The 18,934-nt window shown below is 50.2% G+C and carries 20 protein-coding genes and 1 other annotated feature; of the genes, 18 read left to right on the top strand and 2 right to left on the bottom strand.

All coding sequences use genetic code 11. The annotated features are described in order from the left end of the window. Window positions 1-162 precede the first annotated feature (162 nt). A complete protein-coding gene (gene cysS, locus AC6IB1_RS07135; protein WP_497568419.1) occupies window positions 163-1,548 on the bottom strand; it encodes a cysteine--tRNA ligase in 1,386 nt (461 codons plus the stop codon). 227 nt (window positions 1,549-1,775) lie between these two features. On the opposite strand from cysS, the gene AC6IB1_RS07130 reads away from it, so the two are divergent. The 18 genes from AC6IB1_RS07130 to pseI all read left to right on the top strand — a co-directional run bounded on the left by AC6IB1_RS07130 (window position 1,776) and on the right by pseI (window position 17,854). After that, window positions 1,776-2,273, top strand: a complete 498-nt coding sequence (locus AC6IB1_RS07130) for a peptidylprolyl isomerase (protein ID WP_005506172.1) — start codon at window positions 1,776-1,778, stop codon at window positions 2,271-2,273. A 42-nt stretch (window positions 2,274-2,315) separates the two neighbouring features. Then, window positions 2,316-3,038 carry a UDP-2,3-diacylglucosamine diphosphatase gene (gene lpxH / locus AC6IB1_RS07125; RefSeq protein WP_497569102.1) on the top strand — a complete coding sequence of 241 codons (723 nt, stop codon included), beginning with the start codon at window positions 2,316-2,318 and terminating at the stop codon, window positions 3,036-3,038. A gap of 159 nt (window positions 3,039-3,197) precedes the next feature. Continuing rightward, window positions 3,198-3,806: an EAL and HDOD domain-containing protein gene (locus AC6IB1_RS07120; RefSeq protein ID WP_497568418.1), complete on the top strand. Its 609-nt coding sequence runs from the start codon at window positions 3,198-3,200 to the stop codon at window positions 3,804-3,806. A gap of 135 nt (window positions 3,807-3,941) precedes the next feature. Further along, entirely contained in the window at window positions 3,942-4,418 is a 477-nt protein-coding gene (locus AC6IB1_RS07115; protein ID WP_497568417.1) for a YchJ family metal-binding protein, read from the top strand. Between the two features lie 63 nt (window positions 4,419-4,481). Further along, a complete protein-coding gene (locus AC6IB1_RS07110) occupies window positions 4,482-4,667 on the top strand; it encodes a hypothetical protein (protein ID WP_497568416.1) in 186 nt (61 codons plus the stop codon). A 268-nt stretch (window positions 4,668-4,935) separates the two neighbouring features. Next, window positions 4,936-5,075: a sequence feature (His leader region), on the top strand. Between the two features lie 76 nt (window positions 5,076-5,151). Then, window positions 5,152-6,048, top strand: coding sequence for an ATP phosphoribosyltransferase (gene hisG / locus AC6IB1_RS07105; protein WP_497568415.1), 897 nt, complete (start codon window positions 5,152-5,154; stop codon window positions 6,046-6,048). A gap of 3 nt (window positions 6,049-6,051) precedes the next feature. Continuing rightward, on the top strand, window positions 6,052-7,347 hold the full coding sequence (hisD, locus tag AC6IB1_RS07100) for a histidinol dehydrogenase (RefSeq protein ID WP_497568414.1): 1,296 nt from the start codon (window positions 6,052-6,054) through the stop codon (window positions 7,345-7,347). A 19-nt stretch (window positions 7,348-7,366) separates the two neighbouring features. Beyond that, window positions 7,367-8,407 carry a histidinol-phosphate transaminase gene (gene hisC, locus AC6IB1_RS07095; protein WP_497569101.1) on the top strand — a complete coding sequence of 347 codons (1,041 nt, stop codon included), beginning with the start codon at window positions 7,367-7,369 and terminating at the stop codon, window positions 8,405-8,407. A gap of 24 nt (window positions 8,408-8,431) precedes the next feature. Continuing rightward, entirely contained in the window at window positions 8,432-9,499 is a 1,068-nt protein-coding gene (hisB, locus tag AC6IB1_RS07090; RefSeq protein WP_497568413.1) for a bifunctional histidinol-phosphatase/imidazoleglycerol-phosphate dehydratase HisB, read from the top strand. Beyond that, the gene (gene hisH / locus AC6IB1_RS07085) at window positions 9,499-10,101 is read left to right on the top strand and encodes an imidazole glycerol phosphate synthase subunit HisH (protein ID WP_497568412.1); all 603 of its coding nucleotides are present in this window, start codon (window positions 9,499-9,501) and stop codon (window positions 10,099-10,101) included. The genes hisB and hisH overlap by 1 nt, the downstream gene beginning before the upstream one ends. Window positions 10,102-10,107: 6 nt before the next feature. After that, window positions 10,108-10,845: a 1-(5-phosphoribosyl)-5-[(5-phosphoribosylamino)methylideneamino]imidazole-4-carboxamide isomerase gene (gene hisA, locus AC6IB1_RS07080; protein WP_497568411.1), complete on the top strand. Its 738-nt coding sequence runs from the start codon at window positions 10,108-10,110 to the stop codon at window positions 10,843-10,845. Next, a complete protein-coding gene (gene hisF / locus AC6IB1_RS07075; protein ID WP_497568410.1) occupies window positions 10,827-11,600 on the top strand; it encodes an imidazole glycerol phosphate synthase subunit HisF in 774 nt (257 codons plus the stop codon). Before hisA ends, hisF begins: the two co-directional genes overlap by 19 nt. Continuing rightward, complete coding sequence (gene hisIE, locus AC6IB1_RS07070) at window positions 11,597-12,238, top strand: bifunctional phosphoribosyl-AMP cyclohydrolase/phosphoribosyl-ATP diphosphatase HisIE (RefSeq protein ID WP_497568409.1); 642 nt, start codon at window positions 11,597-11,599, stop codon at window positions 12,236-12,238. Before hisF ends, hisIE begins: the two co-directional genes overlap by 4 nt. Before the next feature lie 143 nt (window positions 12,239-12,381). Next, window positions 12,382-13,377, top strand: coding sequence for a UDP-N-acetylglucosamine 4,6-dehydratase (inverting) (gene pseB, locus AC6IB1_RS07065; RefSeq protein ID WP_497568408.1), 996 nt, complete (start codon window positions 12,382-12,384; stop codon window positions 13,375-13,377). Continuing rightward, window positions 13,374-14,522, top strand: coding sequence for a UDP-4-amino-4,6-dideoxy-N-acetyl-beta-L-altrosamine transaminase (gene pseC, locus AC6IB1_RS07060; protein WP_497568407.1), 1,149 nt, complete (start codon window positions 13,374-13,376; stop codon window positions 14,520-14,522). Before pseB ends, pseC begins: the two co-directional genes overlap by 4 nt. Before the next feature lie 7 nt (window positions 14,523-14,529). After that, the gene (pseF, locus tag AC6IB1_RS07055) at window positions 14,530-15,231 is read left to right on the top strand and encodes a pseudaminic acid cytidylyltransferase (protein ID WP_497568406.1); all 702 of its coding nucleotides are present in this window, start codon (window positions 14,530-14,532) and stop codon (window positions 15,229-15,231) included. Then, window positions 15,228-16,808: a UDP-2,4-diacetamido-2,4,6-trideoxy-beta-L-altropyranose hydrolase gene (gene pseG, locus AC6IB1_RS07050; RefSeq protein ID WP_497568405.1), complete on the top strand. Its 1,581-nt coding sequence runs from the start codon at window positions 15,228-15,230 to the stop codon at window positions 16,806-16,808. The genes pseF and pseG overlap by 4 nt, the downstream gene beginning before the upstream one ends. Beyond that, window positions 16,805-17,854, top strand: coding sequence for a pseudaminic acid synthase (pseI, locus tag AC6IB1_RS07045; protein ID WP_497568404.1), 1,050 nt, complete (start codon window positions 16,805-16,807; stop codon window positions 17,852-17,854). Before pseG ends, pseI begins: the two co-directional genes overlap by 4 nt. A gap of 62 nt (window positions 17,855-17,916) precedes the next feature. On the opposite strand, the gene AC6IB1_RS07040 is transcribed toward pseI, so the two are convergent. Beyond that, complete coding sequence (locus tag AC6IB1_RS07040) at window positions 17,917-18,915, bottom strand: formate dehydrogenase subunit gamma (RefSeq protein WP_497568403.1); 999 nt, start codon at window positions 18,913-18,915, stop codon at window positions 17,917-17,919. Window positions 18,916-18,934: the final 19 nt, after the last annotated feature.

Raw genomic sequence — 18,934 nt, 5'->3', positions numbered from 1 at the left:
GAATTGCAGGCAATCGTAAGGAATAAAATATTCCCATTTGGTGATAATAATCACAGCTAAAGTTATTCTTAAAGGTATATTGCTTTTCCCAGCTATCTTATTGACGAAAAAAGCGATGCCTGAGCATCGCTTTTTCACATTCAGAGTCAGAGCCAGCTTGGCTTACTTACGGCGCCAAGTTGTACCTTGGGCACCGTCTTCCAGCACAATTCCCATGGCCGTCAGTGCATCACGTGCGGCATCAGCTGCTGCCCAGTCTTTGCTGGCACGGGCATCATTGCGCGCTTTGATCAGCGCTTCAATTTCAGCCACTTCGTCGTCGCCACCTTCTACGTTACCTTTCAGGAAGGCTTCCGGGTCTTGTTCCAACAAGCCAAGTACTTCTGCCAGTTCACGCATACGGGCTGCCAGTTTAGATGCTGCTGCAACATCCTCCGCTTTCAGGCGGTTGATGTCGCGCGCCATGTCGAACAGCACAGAATAGGCTTCCGGTGTGTTGAAGTCATCATCCATTGCAGCCTTAAAGCGCTCAACGAATGCTTCACCACCTTCTGCTTCAACAGACCTGTCCAGACCGCGCAGTGACGTGTACAGACGCTCCATTGACGCACGCGCTTGTTTCAGGTTCTCTTCGCTGTAGTTCAGCTGGCTACGGTAGTGACCAGACATCAGGAAGTAACGAACGGTTTCCGCATCGTAGTGGGCTAACACGTCACGGATGGTGAAGAAGTTACCCAGTGACTTGGACATCTTCTCACGGTCAACCATCACCATACCGCTGTGCATCCAGGTATTGACGTACTGGGTATCGTGCGCGCAGCAAGACTGGGCGATTTCGTTCTCGTGGTGTGGGAACGTCAGGTCCGAGCCGCCGCCGTGAATATCAAAGTGGTTGCCCAAAATTGCAGAGTTCATGGCCGAGCATTCAATGTGCCAGCCAGGACGACCGGGCCCCCAGGGCGATTCCCACGTTGGTTCGCCAGGCTTGGACATTTTCCACAGCACAAAGTCCAGTGGGCTTTTCTTCGCCTCTTCCACATCCACACGCGCACCGGCTTGCAATTGCTCCAAATCCTGACGTGACAGTTTGCCGTATTCGTCAAACTTCGCCACTTCAAACAGCACATCACCGTTAGAGGCTACATACGCGAAACCACGTTCAATCAAGCGTTCCACCAGCGCAATAATTTCAGCAATATACTGGGTAGCACGTGGTTCGATGTCCGGGCGTTTCATGTTCAGCGCATCAAAGTCAGCATACATTTCGCCAATCAGGCGCTCTGTCAGGGCTTCACAGCTTTCGCCGTTTTCTGCAGCACGTTTAATGATTTTGTCATCAATGTCGGTGATGTTGCGGACAAAAGTCAGGTCGTAACCCAAATAGCGTAGGTAACGGGAGACTACGTCGAAAGAAACGAAGGTGCGACCGTGGCCGATATGACACAAATCGTAAATGGTAACCCCACACACATACATGCCAACCTTGCCAGGATGAATAGGTTTAAATTCTTCTTTTTGCTTGGTGAGGGAGTTGTAAATCTTCAACATGGTAGTCGGGTTACCCATTACAAATATTAAATGATTATCAGGAGTCGCATATTACACCTTTTCCGCCCGGTTTAGGCAAGAATGAACCCCCTCGTGTATGCAATTAGCGCAGGCAGACACTCTGCTGCGTCGTAACACGGTTTTTTCTGGTGCGATCTGTTGAATGTCGCGACCACTAGGATAGAATCAACCCTTTATAGCTAAACGCGAATTTATAGGAACACATCATGGTTACGCTTCATACCAATTTTGGTGACATAAAAATCCAACTGAACAGCGAAAAAGCGCCGGTCACTGTGGAAAACTTCCTGCAATACTGCCGCGACGGTTTCTACAACGGCACCCTGTTCCACCGCGTGATTGACGGTTTCATGATTCAAGGTGGCGGTATGGCTTCAGGCATGGAAGAAAAAGAAACCCGCGCACCAATCAAAAACGAAGCTAATAATGGTTTGAGCAATAAAGTCGGCACCATTGCAATGGCACGCACCATGGAGCCGCATTCAGCAAGCTCCCAGTTCTTCATCAACGTCAACGACAACACCTTCCTGGACTTCAAATCTGAAACACCAGACGGTTGGGGTTACTGTGTGTTCGGTGAGGTCGTAGAAGGTATGGACGTGGTGAATAAGATCAAGAGCGTCGCTACCGGAAACTGGGGCTACGTTCATCAGGATGTGCCTGTAGAAGAAGTGCTGATCGAAAGCGTAACAGTCGAAGAATAAGGCACTGAGGGGCAACAGGTGACACTGTTGCTCCATGTTTCTATGACCATATTCTTTATCTCAGATCTTCATCTCAGCCCTTCCCACCCTGAAATCACGCATTGCTTTCACCGGTTTTTGAAAGAGGAAGCGTCGAAAGCGCAGGCGCTTTATGTTCTGGGTGACCTGTTTGAATCCTGGGTGGGTGATGATGATGAAACGCCTTTGCACACAGAGGTCGCGGCTGCATTCCGAACGCTGAGCGATTCAGGCGTTCCCATTTACTTTATCCACGGAAACCGTGATTTTCTTATTGGTCAGCGCTATGCGAAAGCAGCAGGATTTACAATACTGCCCGAGCAATGTGTCATTGACCTGTTTGGTAAACCGACCCTTATCATGCATGGCGACACCCTTTGCATTCAGGATCAAGCCTACCAACGCTATCGCAAAAAAGTGCACAACCGCTTTATTCAATGGTTGTTTTTCAGGCTGCCACTTCCTTACCGTCAACGTATCGGCGAAAAGTTACGGGCTGGCAGTACCAAGAGCAATCAGCAGAAAGCGCTATCGATCATGGATGTCGATCAAGATGAAGTGAAACGCGTCATGGCAAGCGTTGGGGTGACACAATTGATTCATGGTCACACTCACCGACCAGCTATTCACGACATATCACTTGGGTCTGATCCCGCACAACGAATAGTGTTGGGGGACTGGTACACGCAAGGTTCGGTCTTGGTCTGTACCGAAAAAGGCTGCATGCTACAAGCCCGTGGATTTTAATGAAAAAAATATATTATTCATCCAGCCGTCAAGATGAGAAAAGTATGAAAAAATGTATTGGCTGTTAAAGCGGAATATCAGTCTTTATTAGCACTCTCATATATGAGACAGTATATACACTTAGTTTCGCATTTCTCATTAAGATCCTATTGGCATTCTATGTGTTCAAACATTGCACGGCAGGCGATCTATAATTCACAGCAACAGATAATTGCCTACGAATTATTGTTCCGCGAAGGCTGCTGTGACTCTTTCCCCGACATCGAATCGGAAGTCGCAACAGTATCCGTCCTTGACGGCCTTTTTCACGAAGGCACTGTCGGGATCCAATATATTTCAGATGGCCTTCCCTGCTTTGTTAATTTCTGTCACCAAAGCCTGATCCAGGGTATTGCATTCAACTACCCTCCACAGGATCTGGTCATAGAAGTTCTCGAAAACTGTGACGCGAACGCTACTCTATATTCAGCCCTTGAAGATCTGAAATCCCATGGTTATCAAATCGCTTTCGATGATTTCGTTCCTTCTCCTGACTGGCTACCGTTTTTAAGGCTGGCGGATATCGTGAAAATTGACTTCCGGGCACAGTCACTGTTGGCGGTTTCCCAGTTTGTGAACAAGTACCGTAAGCGCTTTGACTTCAAACTGCTGGCAGAGAAAATTGAAACTGAAGAAGAGTATCGTGTCGCAATTGCGTTGGGTTTTGATTACTTTCAAGGTTTCCAGCTCAGTAAACCAGAACGGATCTTTTTCTCACACGTGGCCTGAATCCTCACGGGAAACAATCTGTAAAAGGCAGCAGAACCTCAATTTTTCAATCCATCCGGGGCATGCAATTCCGATTGACTAACCGCTTCCCCACTCTGAGAATAACCCCTTTTTAATTAACCGCGGTTTTCACCTATGGCTACATCACTTTGCCCCTGTGGCAGCCAAAACCTGTACAGCGAATGTTGTGAACGTGTTCATCAAAACCACGCAGCGGCCGATCACCCTGAAAAACTGATGCGTTCCCGCTATTCAGCCCATGCGAAGGGACTGGTCGATTTCATTGTCGATACCTATCACCCTTCCTGCGGGGCAGAGCAACACCGTGACGCTATCACCCAATCTATCAATAGTGAATGGCTGATGCTTCAGGTACTGTCAAGCTCTGTGGATGAGAGCGGCAAACAAGGCTTTGTCGAGTTCAAAGCCCATTACAAAGAAGCAGGCAACCAATACTGTCTGCATGAAAAGTCGCGTTTTGTCACAGAAGAAAAAGACGGACACGCCCTTTGGTATTACATCGACGGTGAGTACCCGAAGGCTGGAAAAGTGGGTCGAAACGATCCGTGCCCATGTGGCAGCGGCAAAAAACACAAAAAATGCTGCGGTTAAAAAACCATCAAGCTTTCTGATAGGTAGCCGATATGTTGGGGGAACAATCATGAGGTTATTGTGATGAACTGGTTCCCCAACATCTCTGAATACTCACCACAAAAAGTGGGTAATGTCGTGAAACAGGACAAAACGAAACAGCAGCAACAAAAGCATGCTGAGAAAGACGAGCACCCCGAAGAGGAAAAAGACCAAGCCACCGGAGAAAGTAAAAAGAACAACGATGGCCTGTTGGATATTTATGTCTGATTTGCGGCATTTCGCGCTAATTTCACCCGGACTTGGCACAATCAGTACTTTTTTACCTATTTGATAGAAACCTAATCACCACCCAAACGACACGCCTCCTCTATCCCGACGCGTATTTGCCTGCCCTTTTTTCTTCCACTGCGACTAATTCGCTGATCAGGGAAATTACCAGTTGCAATATTTAAAGAGTTTGTTAGTGTTGAAGCCACGCAAACGTTAAACCGTTTAAGCAAGTAGAGAAAAGAAATATGCAAAAATCGCTTATGACCATTCACCACCATCATCCTGACTAGTCTTTCGGGAGATGTGGTTTCGACTGGAAGACAAGGAGTAAGGTTCTTCCACCGGTCATCAAAGCGAACACAAGATTCAGACCCCCGGAAGCGAACCTTCCGGGGGTTTTTCACTTTTAGGATTTTAAAAATTGCTTTGGTGTTTTCAGGAACAGATAAACACCACTGCGAAAAGAGACAGGGAATAGATCATGCAAACAGAACGTCTAAGAATTGCCATCCAGAAAAAAGGCCGTCTTGCGAAAGAGTGTCAGGAACTGCTCAAGCGCTGTGGGGTAAAAATTAACTTCTCCGGTGACCGTCTGGTCGTGCACGCAGAAAATATGCCCATCGATTTGTTGCTGGTACGCGACGATGACATCCCGGGCCTCATCATGGACGGAGTGGTAGATCTGGGTGTGATTGGCGAAAACGAGTTGGAAGAAGTCCGTTTGGAGCGGGTGGCATTGGGTGAGCCAAGTGAATACGTCAAGCTTCGCCGCCTGGACTTCGGGGGTTGTCGCCTCTCTGTGGCGATTGATAAAGACAAAACCTACAACGGCCCACAGGATCTGGCTGGCAAGCGTATTGCAACCACTTACCCGAATATCCTTAAAGACTACCTCGACAAGCAAGGCGTGAAGTTCAGCACCTGTATGCTCAATGGCTCTGTCGAAGTGGCACCACGTGCAGGCCTTGCAGATGCCATCTGTGATTTGGTCTCTACCGGTGCAACGCTGGAAGCCAACGGCCTGAAAGAAGCCGAAGTCATTTTCCGCTCCAAAGCCGTGCTTATCCAACGCAAAGGCGAGTTTGTCCAAGACAAAGCAGCGCTTATCGACCGCTTGCTGACTCGTATCAACGGTGTCATTCAAGCCAAAGAATCCAAGTACATCATGCTTCACGCGCCAAGCGAAACACTGGAGCAAGTGGTTGAACTACTGCCAGGCGCAGAAGACCCAACCATCCTGCCACTGGCACACGACAAACAACGTGTCGCTGTTCACCTGGTGAGTACCGAGAATCTGTTCTGGGAAACCATGGAAAAACTGAAGGCCTTGGGTGCGAGCTCCATTCTGGTGCTGCCAATCGAGAAGATGATGGAGTAAGCCATGAAAACAGTGGTTTGGAAATCCCTCAGTGATGTACAACGCGAAAAAGCGTTGGAGCGCCCTGCTATCTCTGAAAGTGCATCAATCACTGAAGCCGTTGAAGGCGTTATCAAACAAGTTCGCACTGGTGGTGACGCTGCGCTAAAAGCGCTGACAGAGAAATTCGATAAAGTGGCCCCTGAGGATATTCAGGTTTCACAAAGCGACATCGATGCGGCGGAAGCGCGATTGGGTGATGAAATCAAAGCAGCACTCAAACAGGCTTACGACAACATCGCCTGCTTCCACAAAGCGCAAAAAGCCGAGCCGCTAACGGTTGAAACCATGCCGGGCGTGGTATGTGAGCTGGTGACCCGTCCGATTAACCGCGTTGGTCTTTACATTCCAGGTGGCAGTGCGCCATTGCCATCCACTGTGTTGATGCTGGGTGTGCCTTCTCAAATCGCCGGTTGCCGTAAAGTGGTGCTTTGTTCGCCACCACCCATCGCCGATGAAATTCTTTACGTTGCAAAGCTTTGCGGCATTGATGAAGTCTACAACCTCGGCGGCGCACAGGCTGTTGCCGCCATGGCCTACGGCACTGAAACGGTAAGCAAGGTTGATAAGATTTTTGGTCCGGGTAACGCCTTCGTGACCGAAGCTAAACGTCAGGTCAGCAATGACCACAACGGCGCGGCGATTGATATGCCGGCTGGCCCGTCTGAAGTGCTGGTGATTGCGGATGAAGACGCTGATGCGGATTTCGTTGCTGCAGATTTGCTGAGTCAGGCAGAACATGGCCCAGATTCTCAGGTTGTGCTTGTCACACCATCTCCTGTATTGGCAGAGAAAGTGGCCGATGCCGTTCAGAAACAGTTAAAAGTACTAAGCCGTGCTGACATCGCAAGCCAGGCTCTGGGTTCTAGCATCATCATCATTGCAGACAGCCTGACCCAGTGTGTGTCGATTTCAAACAACTACGGCCCTGAACACTTGATTGTCCAAACCAAGAACCCACGTGAATTGCTGCCGCTTTTGGATAACGCAGGCTCGATTTTCCTCGGCGCATGGTCACCGGAATCGGTTGGCGATTACGCATCGGGTACCAACCACGTGCTGCCAACTTACGGCTATACGCGCACCTACTCAAGCCTCGGCCTTGCCGATTTCAGCAAGCGCATGACAGTGCAAGAGTTGTCATCTGATGGCTTACAAGCCTTGGCGCCGACCGTTGTGGCAATGGCGAACGCGGAGGGGTTGGATGCGCACAGAAACGCCGTGACCCTCCGTGTTGAAAAACTCAATAACAAAAAATAATAAAGGGGAAGCAATGGACATTGAAAAATTAGCCCGTAAGGACGTTCAGGCACTGACCCCTTACATGTCTGCCCGTCGACTGGGCGGCAGCGGTGATGTTTGGCTGAATGCCAACGAATCACCCTTTAACAATGAATACACCATCAATGGTGCGGGTCTGAACCGCTACAGCACCTGTCAGCCAGAAGCGCTGATCCGCGCTTACGCCGACTATGCAGGCGTTCGCCCTGAGCAGGTACTCACCTCCCGCGGCGCAGACGAAAGCATTGAGCTTCTCGTACGTACTTTCTGCGAAGCCGGTGAAGACAGCATTCTGTATTGCCCGCCAACATACGGTATGTACGCCATCAGCGCAGAAACCGCTGGCGTCGCGCGCAAGACAGTCCCGCTGACCGATGACTGGCAATTAAACCTGCCGGAAATCGAAAAGAACCTTGATAGCGTTAAACTGGTATTTGTCTGTAGCCCCAACAACCCGACCGGTAACCTGATTAACCGCGACGATATCGAAGCGCTACTGGAAATGACGGCTGGTCGCGCGCTGGTGGTCATGGACGAAGCCTACATCGACTTCTGTCCAGAAGCGTCAACGGTGGACCTGCTGGTGCGTTACCCGAATCTTGCGATTCTTCGTACCCTGTCAAAAGCCTTTGCGTTGGCGGGGTTGCGCTGTGGTTTCACCCTCGCGAGTCAGCAAATCATCCAACTGATGACCAAAGTGATTGCCCCCTATCCAGTGCCTGTGCCTGTGACAGAAATTGCCCTGCAGGCGCTGAGTGAAGCAGGCCTTGCCCGCATGAAATATCAGGTGCTGGATTTGAATGCCAACCGCGCCTATCTGCAGGCAGGGCTTTCTATGTTGCCGGGCGTGCAAGTGTTCGACGGTTACGGCAACTACCTGCTGGTGAAATTCCCAGACGCTGACCTTCTGTTTTCAGCTCTTTGGGACAACGGCATTATCTTGCGCCGTTCGCCAATTGAAGGCTGCATCCGAATCAGCGTGGGCAACCGCGAAGAGTGTGAAAAGACCCTGACCTTTATCCGCCAGCAACTGGCATAAAGAGTGCAACAAAAGGAATTTGTAGTGAAAGAAAAAATCCTCTTTATCGACCGCGATGGCACGCTGATTGTTGAGCCTCCAGTCGATTTTCAGGTTGACCGTCTGGACAAGCTCAAGCTTGAGCCTTTCGTGATCCCTGCCCTGCTGGCACTGCAAGACGCTGGCTACAAGCTGGTGATGGTGACCAACCAGGATGGTCTGGGCACTGATAGCTACCCACAGGAAGATTTCGACGCTCCGCACAACATGATGATGGAGATTTTCGAATCTCAGGGCGTGAAGTTTGCTGATGTATTGATTTGCCCGCACTTCGACCACGAAGGTTGTAGCTGCCGTAAGCCAAAGCTTGGTTTGGTTAAAGATTACCTCCAGCAAGGCCGTGTAGATTTCAAAACCTCTTCCGTGATTGGCGACCGTCAGACTGACCTGCAGCTTGCTGAAAACATGGCAATCCGCGGTATTCAGTACAACCCAGAAACCATGGGCTGGCAGCAAATTCTGAAGGATTTGACCACCAATCCACGAATAGCAACTGTCGTCCGTACCACCAAGGAAACGGATATCCGTATCACGGTGAACCTTGACGAAACTGGCGGCAACAAGATCAATACGGGCCTTGGTTTCTTTGACCACATGCTGGATCAAATCGCGACCCATGGCGGCTTCCGCATGGAAGTGGCAGTTGATGGCGACCTGCACATCGACGATCACCACACCGTCGAAGACACGGCGCTGGCGTTGGGTCAGGCGCTAAAAGAAGCGCTGGGTGACAAACGTGGTATTGGCCGTTTCGGTTTCAGTCTGCCAATGGATGAGTGTCTGGCGCAATGCGCGCTGGATTTGTCTGGCCGCCCATACCTCAAGTTCGAAGCGACCTTCTCGCAGGACAAAGTCGGCGATCTTTCTACTGAAATGGTCGAGCACTTCTTCCGCTCACTGACTGACACCATGGCCTGTACCCTGCACCTGTCATCAGATGGCGATAATACACACCACATCGTGGAGAGCCTGTTTAAAGCCTATGGCCGCACTTTGCGTCAGGCGATTCGCGTAGAAGGTAACGAGCTGCCAAGCAGCAAAGGGGTGCTGTAATGAGCGAAGCAAAGATTGTCATCATCGACACGGGTTGTGCAAACGTCAGCTCTGTGCGTTTTGCGATTGAGCGCCTTGGTTACGATGTCACGATCAGCCGCAACCCCGATGTCGTGCTGGCAGCAGACAAACTGTTTCTGCCAGGCGTCGGCACTGCTTCTGAGGCAATGAAAAACCTACAAGAGCGCGACCTGATTTCGCTGGTACGCGAAGTGAAGCAGCCGCTTCTCGGCATATGCCTTGGCATGCAGCTTCTGGGTAAATCCTCACAGGAAGGCAAGGAGCAAGTCACCTGCCTCGGCCATGTTGATGCCGACACCACCTTAATGGAAACCGGCGAACTGCCGCTTCCCCACATGGGTTGGAATACCGTGACACCTGTGAACAATCACCCGCTGTTTAAAGACATTCCAGAAAACAGCTATTTCTACTTTGTTCACAGCTACGCCATGCCAGTCGGTGATTACACCATTGGCCAGTGCGACTACGGCAAGCCGTTTACCGCAGCAGTACAAAGTGGCAACTATTATGGTGTGCAATTCCACCCTGAGCGTTCCAGCAAAGCTGGCGCACAACTGATTAAGAACTTTTTGGAGATGTAATTAAGGATGATCATTCCCGCATTGGATTTAATCGACGGGCAGGTCGTCCGTCTCTATCAGGGTGACTACGGACAAGTTACCGAATACAAAGTTGACCCAAGCGAGCAGTTCGCGATTTACCACAATGCCGGAGCTAACTGGCTGCACTTGGTCGATCTGACTGGCGCAAAAGACACCTCTGCCCGTCAGCTACCCTTGATTGAAAAACTGATTGCCAGCACCCCAGCCAACATCCAGATTGGCGGCGGCGTGCGCAAAGAAAGCGACGTGGTTGAGCTGCTGCGTGCTGGCGCAAAACGCGTGGTGATCGGTTCAACTGCCGTCAGACAGCCAGAGATGGTCAAAGGCTGGATGGAGAAATACGGTGCAGAGCAAATCGTACTGGCGCTCGACATCAACATTGATGACAAGGGCAACCGCATGGTCGCGGTATCCGGCTGGCAGGAGGATTCTGGTGTGACCATCGAAGCGCTGCTGGACGACTTCCTGACAGTGGGTCTCAATCACGTGCTGTGTACTGATATCTCCCGAGACGGCACGCTGGCGGGTTCCAACGTCGATCTTTACAAAGAGTTGTGTGCCGCCTACCCACAGGTTCAGTTCCAGTCTTCCGGCGGTATCGGCTCACTGGCTGACATCGCAGCACTGAAAGGCACAGATGTCGCAGGCGTTATCGTCGGCCGTGCATTGCTCGACGGCAAATTCACTGCAGAGGAGGCATTCGCATGCTGGCAAGAAGGATAATCCCATGTCTTGATGTTCGCGATGGTCAGGTGGTGAAAGGCGTTCAGTTCCGTAACCACGAAATCATCGGCGATATCGTCCCGCTGGCCGCGCGTTACGCCGCAGAAGGCGCAGACGAACTGGTGTTTTACGATATCACTGCATCCAGTGATGGCCGTGTGGTGGATAAAAGCTGGGTCGCGCGCGTGGCAGAAGTCATCGACATTCCTTTCTGTGTGGCTGGCGGCATTAAAACCGCAGAAGATGCCAAACGTATTCTGGAATTTGGCGCAGACAAAATTTCCATTAACTCTCCGGCACTGGCAAACCCTGAACTTATCACTGAGCTTGCTGAGAAATTCGGCGTGCAGTGTATCGTGGTCGGTATTGACTCTTACTACGACAAAGACACTGGCAAGTATCAGGTCTACCAGTTCACCGGTGATGAAGCCCGTACCAAAGCGACCCAGTGGGAAACCCGCGACTGGGTACAGGAAGTGCAGAAGCGTGGCGCCGGTGAAATCGTGTTGAACATGATGAACCAGGATGGCGTACGTAACGGCTACGACCTTGAGCAACTCAACATGGTGCGCGAAGTGTGCCACGTTCCCCTGATTGCCTCAGGCGGCGCCGGTGAAATGGTGCACTTTGCCGATGCTTACAAGAAAGCGAATGTCGACGGTGCACTGGCAGCGTCTGTATTCCATAGGCAGATCATCAACATTGGTGAGCTGAAACAATACCTGAAACAACAAGGCGTGGAGATCCGCTTATGAACCAGACACCATCAAACGCGGCACTCGCTGATACTATCGACTGGGAAAAAGTAGACGGTCTGGTACCTGCCATTGTCCAGAACGCGAAAAGCGGACAGGTTCTGATGATGGGATACATGAATCAAGATGCATTATCAAAAACGCTGGATACCGAGCAAGTCACCTTTTTCTCCCGCACCAAGGAACGTCTTTGGACCAAAGGCGAAACCTCCGGTAACGTGCTGCGCCTCAAACACATTGCCGTGGACTGCGACAGAGATACCCTGCTGGTTCAAGCCGATCCTATCGGCCCAACCTGCCATCTTGGCACTGAAACCTGCTGGGGAGAAGACGACACCAACAAACCTGCTCTGGTGTTTCTTCATCAACTGGAGCAGGTGCTGGCTTCCCGTCGAGGATCCGATCCTTCAACGTCTTATACGGCGTCCCTGTATGCCAAGGGCACCAAGCGCATTTCGCAGAAAGTGGGCGAAGAAGGCGTCGAAGTCGCGCTTGCAGCGACGTCGGGCGATAAGGAAGAGCTGATCAATGAGTCTGCAGACCTGATGTACCATCTTTTGGTACTGCTGCAAGACCAGGGCTTCTCGCTGGAAGACGTAGCCAATAAGCTGAAGGAACGCCACAAGCCACACACATAATAGTGGTCAAGAAAAGACGATGTCGAAAGAGATTGTCTTTTTTTTCATCATCCAATCACGATGTGGGCATTTTTCTCCCACCGCCATTGGCGCTATCAGTTAGAATTTCAATCAGATACTGAGACGAATGCTTAAGGATTGAAATGTTTAACGGCAAGTCGATTTTGATCACCGGTGGAACCGGATCATTTGGAAAGAAATACACCCAGACCATCCTTGCGCGTTACAAGCCTAAACGACTCATCATTCTCTCCCGAGACGAACTCAAACAGTTCGAAATGCAGCAAGAGTTCAATGCACCTTGCATGCGCTATTTTATCGGTGATGTGCGCGATGCTGGCCGAATGATGGAAGCCATGAATGGCGTCGATTATGTCATTCATGCCGCAGCCTTAAAACAAGTGCCTTCTGCCGAATATAACCCGATGGAATGCATCAAAACCAATGTGCATGGTGCAGAAAACATCATCCGCGCAGCCATTGCCAACGAGGTCGAAAAAGTCATCGCACTCTCCACCGACAAGGCCGCGAGTCCAAACAACCTGTACGGTGCGACCAAGCTTTGTTCTGACAAACTGTTTGTCGCGGCCAATAACATGACGGGCGGTGGCCTGACACGCTTCGCGGTGGTGCGCTATGGCAATGTCGTGGGTTCACGCGGGTCTGTGGTACCGCTTTTCAAAAAGCTGGTTGCGGAAGGCGCTGATGCACTGCCCATTACCCATCCTGACATGACCCGTTTTTGGATCACGCTCCAGCAAGGCGTCGACTTTGTCCTGAAGAATTTCGAACGCATGCAAGGTGGTGAAATTTTTATACCGAAAATCCCTTCTGTACGTTTAATGGATCTGGCAACTGCTTACGGAAACGGTCTACCAGTGAAAGAAATTGGCATTCGTCCGGGCGAAAAGATGCATGAAATCATGTGCCCGAGTGATGACTCACACCTGACATTGGAATTCGAGGATCACTATGTGATTCGGCCAACCATTAAATTCTATGCGGCGGATTACGATTATTCGGCCAATCCACTGGGCGAAAAAGGCGAACCTGTCGCGGCTGATTTTGAATACCATTCCGGAAGCAATCCAGATTTTCTAGACGTCGAACAGATCCTGGAATTCGAGCAACAAGCATGATCCCTTATGGCAAACAGAACATCAGCCAAGACGATATCGACGCGGTTGTTGACGCCTTAACGTCCGACTTCATCACTCAAGGGCCGCGAGTTACCCAATTTGAACATGCAGTTGCAGAAAAAGTGGGGGCAAAACATGCCATTGCAGTAAACAGCGCCACATCGGCACTGCATATTGCCTGCCTTGCTTTGGGACTCAGTAAAGGTCAACGCCTTTGGACATCACCCAACACATTTGTCGCCTCGGCGAATTGTGGTTTGTATTGCGGCGCAAAGATCGACTTTGTTGATATTGACCCCATCACCTACAACCTCTGTCCAAAGCGTTTAGCTGCAAAACTGGAGCTGGCAAAACGAACAGACACCCTTCCGAACGTGGTGGTGGTGGTACATATGTGTGGACAAAGCTGCGACATGAAGGCCATCCACCTGCTTTCTCAGCAGTATGGTTTCCGCATTATTGAAGACGCCTCTCATGCTATTGGCGGCAAATACAACGGTGAATACATCGGTAATTGCCAATACAGTGATGTCACTGTCTTCAGTTTCCATCCGGTGAAAATCATCACCACCGCAGAAGGTGGGATGGCACTGACCAACAATCCCAAACTTGCCAAAGCGATGGAAGACCTCCGCAGCCATGGTATTGCGCGGGATAGGGAATCACTGGTCGATCAAGTCCAAGGCGCTTGGTACTACGAGCAACAATCGCTTGGATTTAATTACCGCATGACTGACCTACAAGCCGCATTGGGAATATCCCAACTGGCGAGACTGGATGCGTTTGTTGAACGCCGTCAGACACTTGCAGAACGATACAGCCAAAAGCTTTCGGCATTGCCACTGACCACACCGACATTGCTTCCCGAAAGTAAATCAGCATGGCATCTGTATGTCATTCAGTTAGCGGAACCGGATTGCCGCCAGCACGTATTTGATACACTTCGCGCTAAAAACATCGGCGTGCACGTGCATTACATCCCGGTTCACACCCAGCCGTATTACCACGCATTAGGGTTTAGATGGGGGCAATTTCCTGTTGCAGAACACTATTATCACGCTGCGCTCAGCCTGCCGCTCTACGTTGATATGACGGAAGAGGAGCAGGACACAGTGATTCAGGCACTGGCTGAAGCGTTGTACTGAGGACAAAATGAAAGTCTGTATTATTCCTGCCCGCAGTGGCAGTAAGCGCATTCCGGGGAAAAATCTCAAGGCCTTTATTGGCAGGCCAATCATTGACTACGCCATTGATGTGGCAAAAATATCAGGCCTGTTTGACCGCATCATGGTATCGACAGACAGCGAAGAGATTGCAAGCATCGCCAAAGAGCATGGTGCTGAGGTACCGTTCCTCCGTCCGGCAGACATTGCCGATGACCATGCCACAACATTAGATGTCATCAAACACGCTATTGAATGGCTGCAAGAGAACGATGCCCGTTCACTGGATGCAGTCTGTTGCCTTTACGCCACGGCGCCGTTTATCCGGGTTCAGGACCTTGAAAAAGGCCTGACGCTACTGGACAAAGAGCAAACCCAGTACACTTTCGCTGCCACGTGTTTCTCCTTCCCTATTCAACGCAGTATTCGAATAAATGATGAAGGCAATGTGGACATGTTCTGGCCAGAACATTTCTCTACCCGCTCACAGGATTTAGAAACCGCTTACCATGATGCAGGTATGTTTTACTGGGGTAAGCCAGAGGCATTTCTTTCCGGTTTACCGATTTTCGCTCCGCACTCCAAAGCTGTGCAGATCCCCCATTTCCGTGTCCAGGATATCGATGAACCGGATGATTGGATTCGCGCCGAAATGCTCTATCAAATCCTTAAGCAACGGGACGAGTTATGAAGATAGCGATTCGCGTTGACGCCTCCCGCCAGATTGGCACCGGGCACATCATGCGGTGTTTGGTACTGGCTAAAAAGCTGATTGAACGCGGCCATCAAGCCATCATGGTCAGTCGCCCCCTGACCGGTAACCTTATTGATTACTGTAAAAACCAAGGCATTGACGTTATTTCTTTAGGTGACATAGAAGAAACCTTTCTCCCTGACGCCGGAGACTACCGACATTGGCTAGGAGTGACTCAGGAAGCCGATGTGAAGGAAACAGTGGCAGCACTGCAACACGTTAATCCTGATTGGGTAATCATTGATCACTACGCCTTAGACTGCACGTGGCAAACACAAATGCGTTCTTCAGGGATAAAAGTACTTGTTATCGACGATCTTGCCAATCGCCATCATGATTGCCATGTGTTACTCGATCACAATCCCTGGCCGGACTTTGAAAACCGCTATCATCAACTTGTGCCAAAAGACTGTACTCTACTTTTAGGGCCAAAATTCGGATTACTCCGCCCGCGCTTTTCAGAACTCCGCCAACATCCACCTGCACTGAAGAATGTGACACTGGCTTTTTTCAGCGGCACAGATCCCAGCGGCGAGTGCATGAAACTGCTCAATGCCTGCAAACATTTTGACTCTTTGCCTTTCAAGCTCCACATTGTTTACGGCCTCTCTAATCCCCAAAAGGCTGAACTACGCGCGTTTCCACTGCCTGAATTCGTCACGCTGTCCGAAAGCCTTGCTGATTATGAAACGGAGCTTGCCGCTTGTCGCTATGCGTTCGGTGGCGCAGGTGTCAGTGCTATTGAGCGTGCAAGCCTGGGTATTCCTGGCACCTTGGTATCCATGGCCGAGAACCAACGTTTGATGGCAGAGCATCTTGGTGCCAGTGGCCTTTATCGTTACTTGGGCGTAAGTAATAACACCACAGAATATGACTATGCCAACGAATTGAAATGGCTGTCAGATAACTGGAACACCCTGCCCTATCGTCTTGAAAAATCCGATATCGACGGCAACGGCGCTGCGCGGGTAGTTGAGGTGATGGAACAACATGCGTATAGGCCGGGAAATATTACATTTCGAGCAATGACCACAGATGACCTAGCAATGGTACGAAGCTGGCGAAATGCACCACATGTCAGGAACAAGATGTTCACCCAACATGAAATCAGCGCAGAGGAACATGAACGTTGGTTTGCCAAAGCCTCGAGCGATACCACAAATCAGTTTTTTATTGCGCTGTCTGAGGGTACGCCGGTTGGCATGGTCTCTTTTACCAAGATTAAAAGACAAACCAACACTGCAGAGTGGGGTTTCTATAAATCACCCGAAGCACCCGCAGGCTCTGGCTTTGCCATGTTATCCGAAGCTTTGAGTTTGGGATTCAATAACCTTGGACTGGACGGTATTCGCAGCCGGGTACTTTGCATCAACTCAAACGTGATTCACCTTCATGACAAACTTGGCTTTTCGAAGGACAAGGACATCCAGACCCTTATCACTGTAGACGGAAACAAAGACTATTTTTCTTTCTTCCTTTCGTGCGAAGCGTGGAAAGGTGACACAACATTATGACGCAATGTATTACCATCAATGGCCGTAAGATTGGCCCAGAGCATAAACCTTATATTATTGCTGAAATGTCGGCCAACCATAACGGTTCGATTGAGCGCGCTTTTCAAACCATCGAAATGGCAAAACGCGCAGGCGCGGATGCGATTAAGATGCAAAGCTACACCGCTGACACTATTACCCTGAACTGCGATTCGGAGGCATTTCAAATCAAAGGCGGGCTTTGGGATGGCCGAACACTTTACGATTTATATCAAGAAGCCCACACACCGTTTGAATGGCACAAGCCGCTGTTTGAGAAAGCCCACGACATCGGCATAACACTGTTCAGCACTCCGTTTGATTTCACTGCCGTGGATTTGCTGGAAGATCTCAATGCACCAGCCTACAAAATCGCCTCATTTGAAGCCGTCGACCTCCCCTTGATTCGTTATGTTGCACAAACCGGCAAGCCGATGATTATTTCAACGGGTATGGCAAACAATGAAGAGATTGCAGAAGCCGTTGCCACTGCACGTGATAATGGCTGCCAACAGCTGATTTTATTGCATTGTATCAGTGCATACCCTGCGCCAGCGTCACAGAGCCACCTTCGCACCATTCCTGATTTGGCAAAGCGCTTTGGCGTGATAGGCGGGTTGTCTGACCACACTTTAGGTACCACAGTGTCTGTGGCGGCAGTTGCACTTGACGCGTCGGTGATTGAAAAACACGTCACATTGAGCCGCAACGAACCGGGTCCTGACGCTACTTTTTCATTAGAACCGAATGAATTGGCAACGCTTTGCAAAGAGACAGAAACCGCATGGCAGGCATTAGGTCAAGCGGGTTACCAGCTAAAGGAGGCAGAGAAAAGCAATGTGCAGTTTCGCCGTTCGCTTTATGTGGTCCAAAACATAAAGAAAGGCGAAACCCTGACTGCACAAAACGTGCAGAGTATTCGTCCAGGCTTGGGCCTTGCACCAAAGCATTTTGATGCTGTTATGGGAAAAATAGCCCGGCATGACATCCCTCGCGGTACAGCCTTAAGTTGGGATTTGATTCACTGACGACTGAAACGAAAAAACAAAGCCCACTCACGTGGGCCTTGTGTCATTTAATGGTTACACTCTTAGGTCCTTTGCTGCTCTTTCGCTTCTGTTGATGGGGCAACACTTTCACCTTGTATTTCATCCAACCAAAGCTTGTGGTGTTGTTTCGCCCAACTTTCATCCACATAACCCGTCGTCATACCTTCCAACGCACCTTCAGTGCCGGCAGTACCGATGTATATATGACCGAATGCAGCTGCTAACAAACCCAATGACGCGATGCCATGCAACAGGTTTGCTATCTGCATATTGTCACGGGTTTGACCGAAGATAGGGAAATCCATCACAAGGCCGGTAATGCACACCACGACACCGACAGTTGCCAGCAACCAGAACCAGGCTTTCTCACCCCCATTACAAAACCCTGCATCGGGGTGTTTGCCATTAGGCAAGATGCCACCGCCCTGCTTGAACCACTCAATATCGACTTTGTTGATGAAGTTGTTTTTCATCCACTTTACCAGCATACAAAGCAGACCAATCACAAACAGCGGACCAAGGTAATTGTGCGCCAATTTCGCTGCGTAGATGATACTTCCCCACACCACTTCTGGTGCCACGGGTTTGATGAAATGCTTACCGTAAAGCAGCAATACACCCGTGATCCCCAGGATCAAAAAGTTAATCGCAGTAAACCAGTGCAGGGCGCGTTCAAATGGCGTCCAGCGCATCACCTTCTTACCCGTGCGTTCATGTGCCAGCGCAACACGTCCTGCCCAAAGGTAAAACAACAGCAGGCCACCTGCAGAACCACCAAGGAAAAGCAGGCCTATCGGACTGATCCACTCGTTGCGGATCCGTCGCCAGCGCTCACCATCCACATTGATAAGTTGGCCTGCCTCTGCCCCCTTCGCAGTGGTATAGCCGGACTCCCCAGCACGCACTTCTTTCCAGAATTCTGCCCCCGCCAACTGCACCATTTCTTTCTGGGGATCGGCCTTGGCACCTTCTTCGGCAGTACCCAACGGTGACCAAATACTTATTATCACCATGAACATCGCGAGCAATGCTCTAAACATATCTCTCCTCCCGACACTG

This window comes from Grimontia sp. THUN1695 (assembly GCF_059704325.2).
This window is presented reverse-complemented; position numbering and strand designations above follow the sequence as displayed.

Coding starts and splice junctions, on each gene's coding strand:
- cysS (WP_497568419.1), bottom strand. CDS start 1,548: ATGTTGAAGATTTACAACTCCCTCACCAAGCAAAAAGAAGAATTTAAA.
- AC6IB1_RS07130 (WP_005506172.1), top strand. CDS start 1,776: ATGGTTACGCTTCATACCAATTTTGGTGACATAAAAATCCAACTGAAC.
- lpxH (WP_497569102.1), top strand. CDS start 2,316: ATGACCATATTCTTTATCTCAGATCTTCATCTCAGCCCTTCCCACCCT.
- AC6IB1_RS07120 (WP_497568418.1), top strand. CDS start 3,198: ATGTGTTCAAACATTGCACGGCAGGCGATCTATAATTCACAGCAACAG.
- AC6IB1_RS07115 (WP_497568417.1), top strand. CDS start 3,942: ATGGCTACATCACTTTGCCCCTGTGGCAGCCAAAACCTGTACAGCGAA.
- AC6IB1_RS07110 (WP_497568416.1), top strand. CDS start 4,482: ATGAACTGGTTCCCCAACATCTCTGAATACTCACCACAAAAAGTGGGT.
- hisG (WP_497568415.1), top strand. CDS start 5,152: ATGCAAACAGAACGTCTAAGAATTGCCATCCAGAAAAAAGGCCGTCTT.
- hisD (WP_497568414.1), top strand. CDS start 6,052: ATGAAAACAGTGGTTTGGAAATCCCTCAGTGATGTACAACGCGAAAAA.
- hisH (WP_497568412.1), top strand. CDS start 9,499: ATGAGCGAAGCAAAGATTGTCATCATCGACACGGGTTGTGCAAACGTC.
- hisA (WP_497568411.1), top strand. CDS start 10,108: ATGATCATTCCCGCATTGGATTTAATCGACGGGCAGGTCGTCCGTCTC.
- hisF (WP_497568410.1), top strand. CDS start 10,827: ATGCTGGCAAGAAGGATAATCCCATGTCTTGATGTTCGCGATGGTCAG.
- hisIE (WP_497568409.1), top strand. CDS start 11,597: ATGAACCAGACACCATCAAACGCGGCACTCGCTGATACTATCGACTGG.
- pseB (WP_497568408.1), top strand. CDS start 12,382: ATGTTTAACGGCAAGTCGATTTTGATCACCGGTGGAACCGGATCATTT.
- pseC (WP_497568407.1), top strand. CDS start 13,374: ATGATCCCTTATGGCAAACAGAACATCAGCCAAGACGATATCGACGCG.
- pseF (WP_497568406.1), top strand. CDS start 14,530: ATGAAAGTCTGTATTATTCCTGCCCGCAGTGGCAGTAAGCGCATTCCG.
- pseG (WP_497568405.1), top strand. CDS start 15,228: ATGAAGATAGCGATTCGCGTTGACGCCTCCCGCCAGATTGGCACCGGG.
- pseI (WP_497568404.1), top strand. CDS start 16,805: ATGACGCAATGTATTACCATCAATGGCCGTAAGATTGGCCCAGAGCAT.
- AC6IB1_RS07040 (WP_497568403.1), bottom strand. CDS start 18,915: ATGTTTAGAGCATTGCTCGCGATGTTCATGGTGATAATAAGTATTTGG.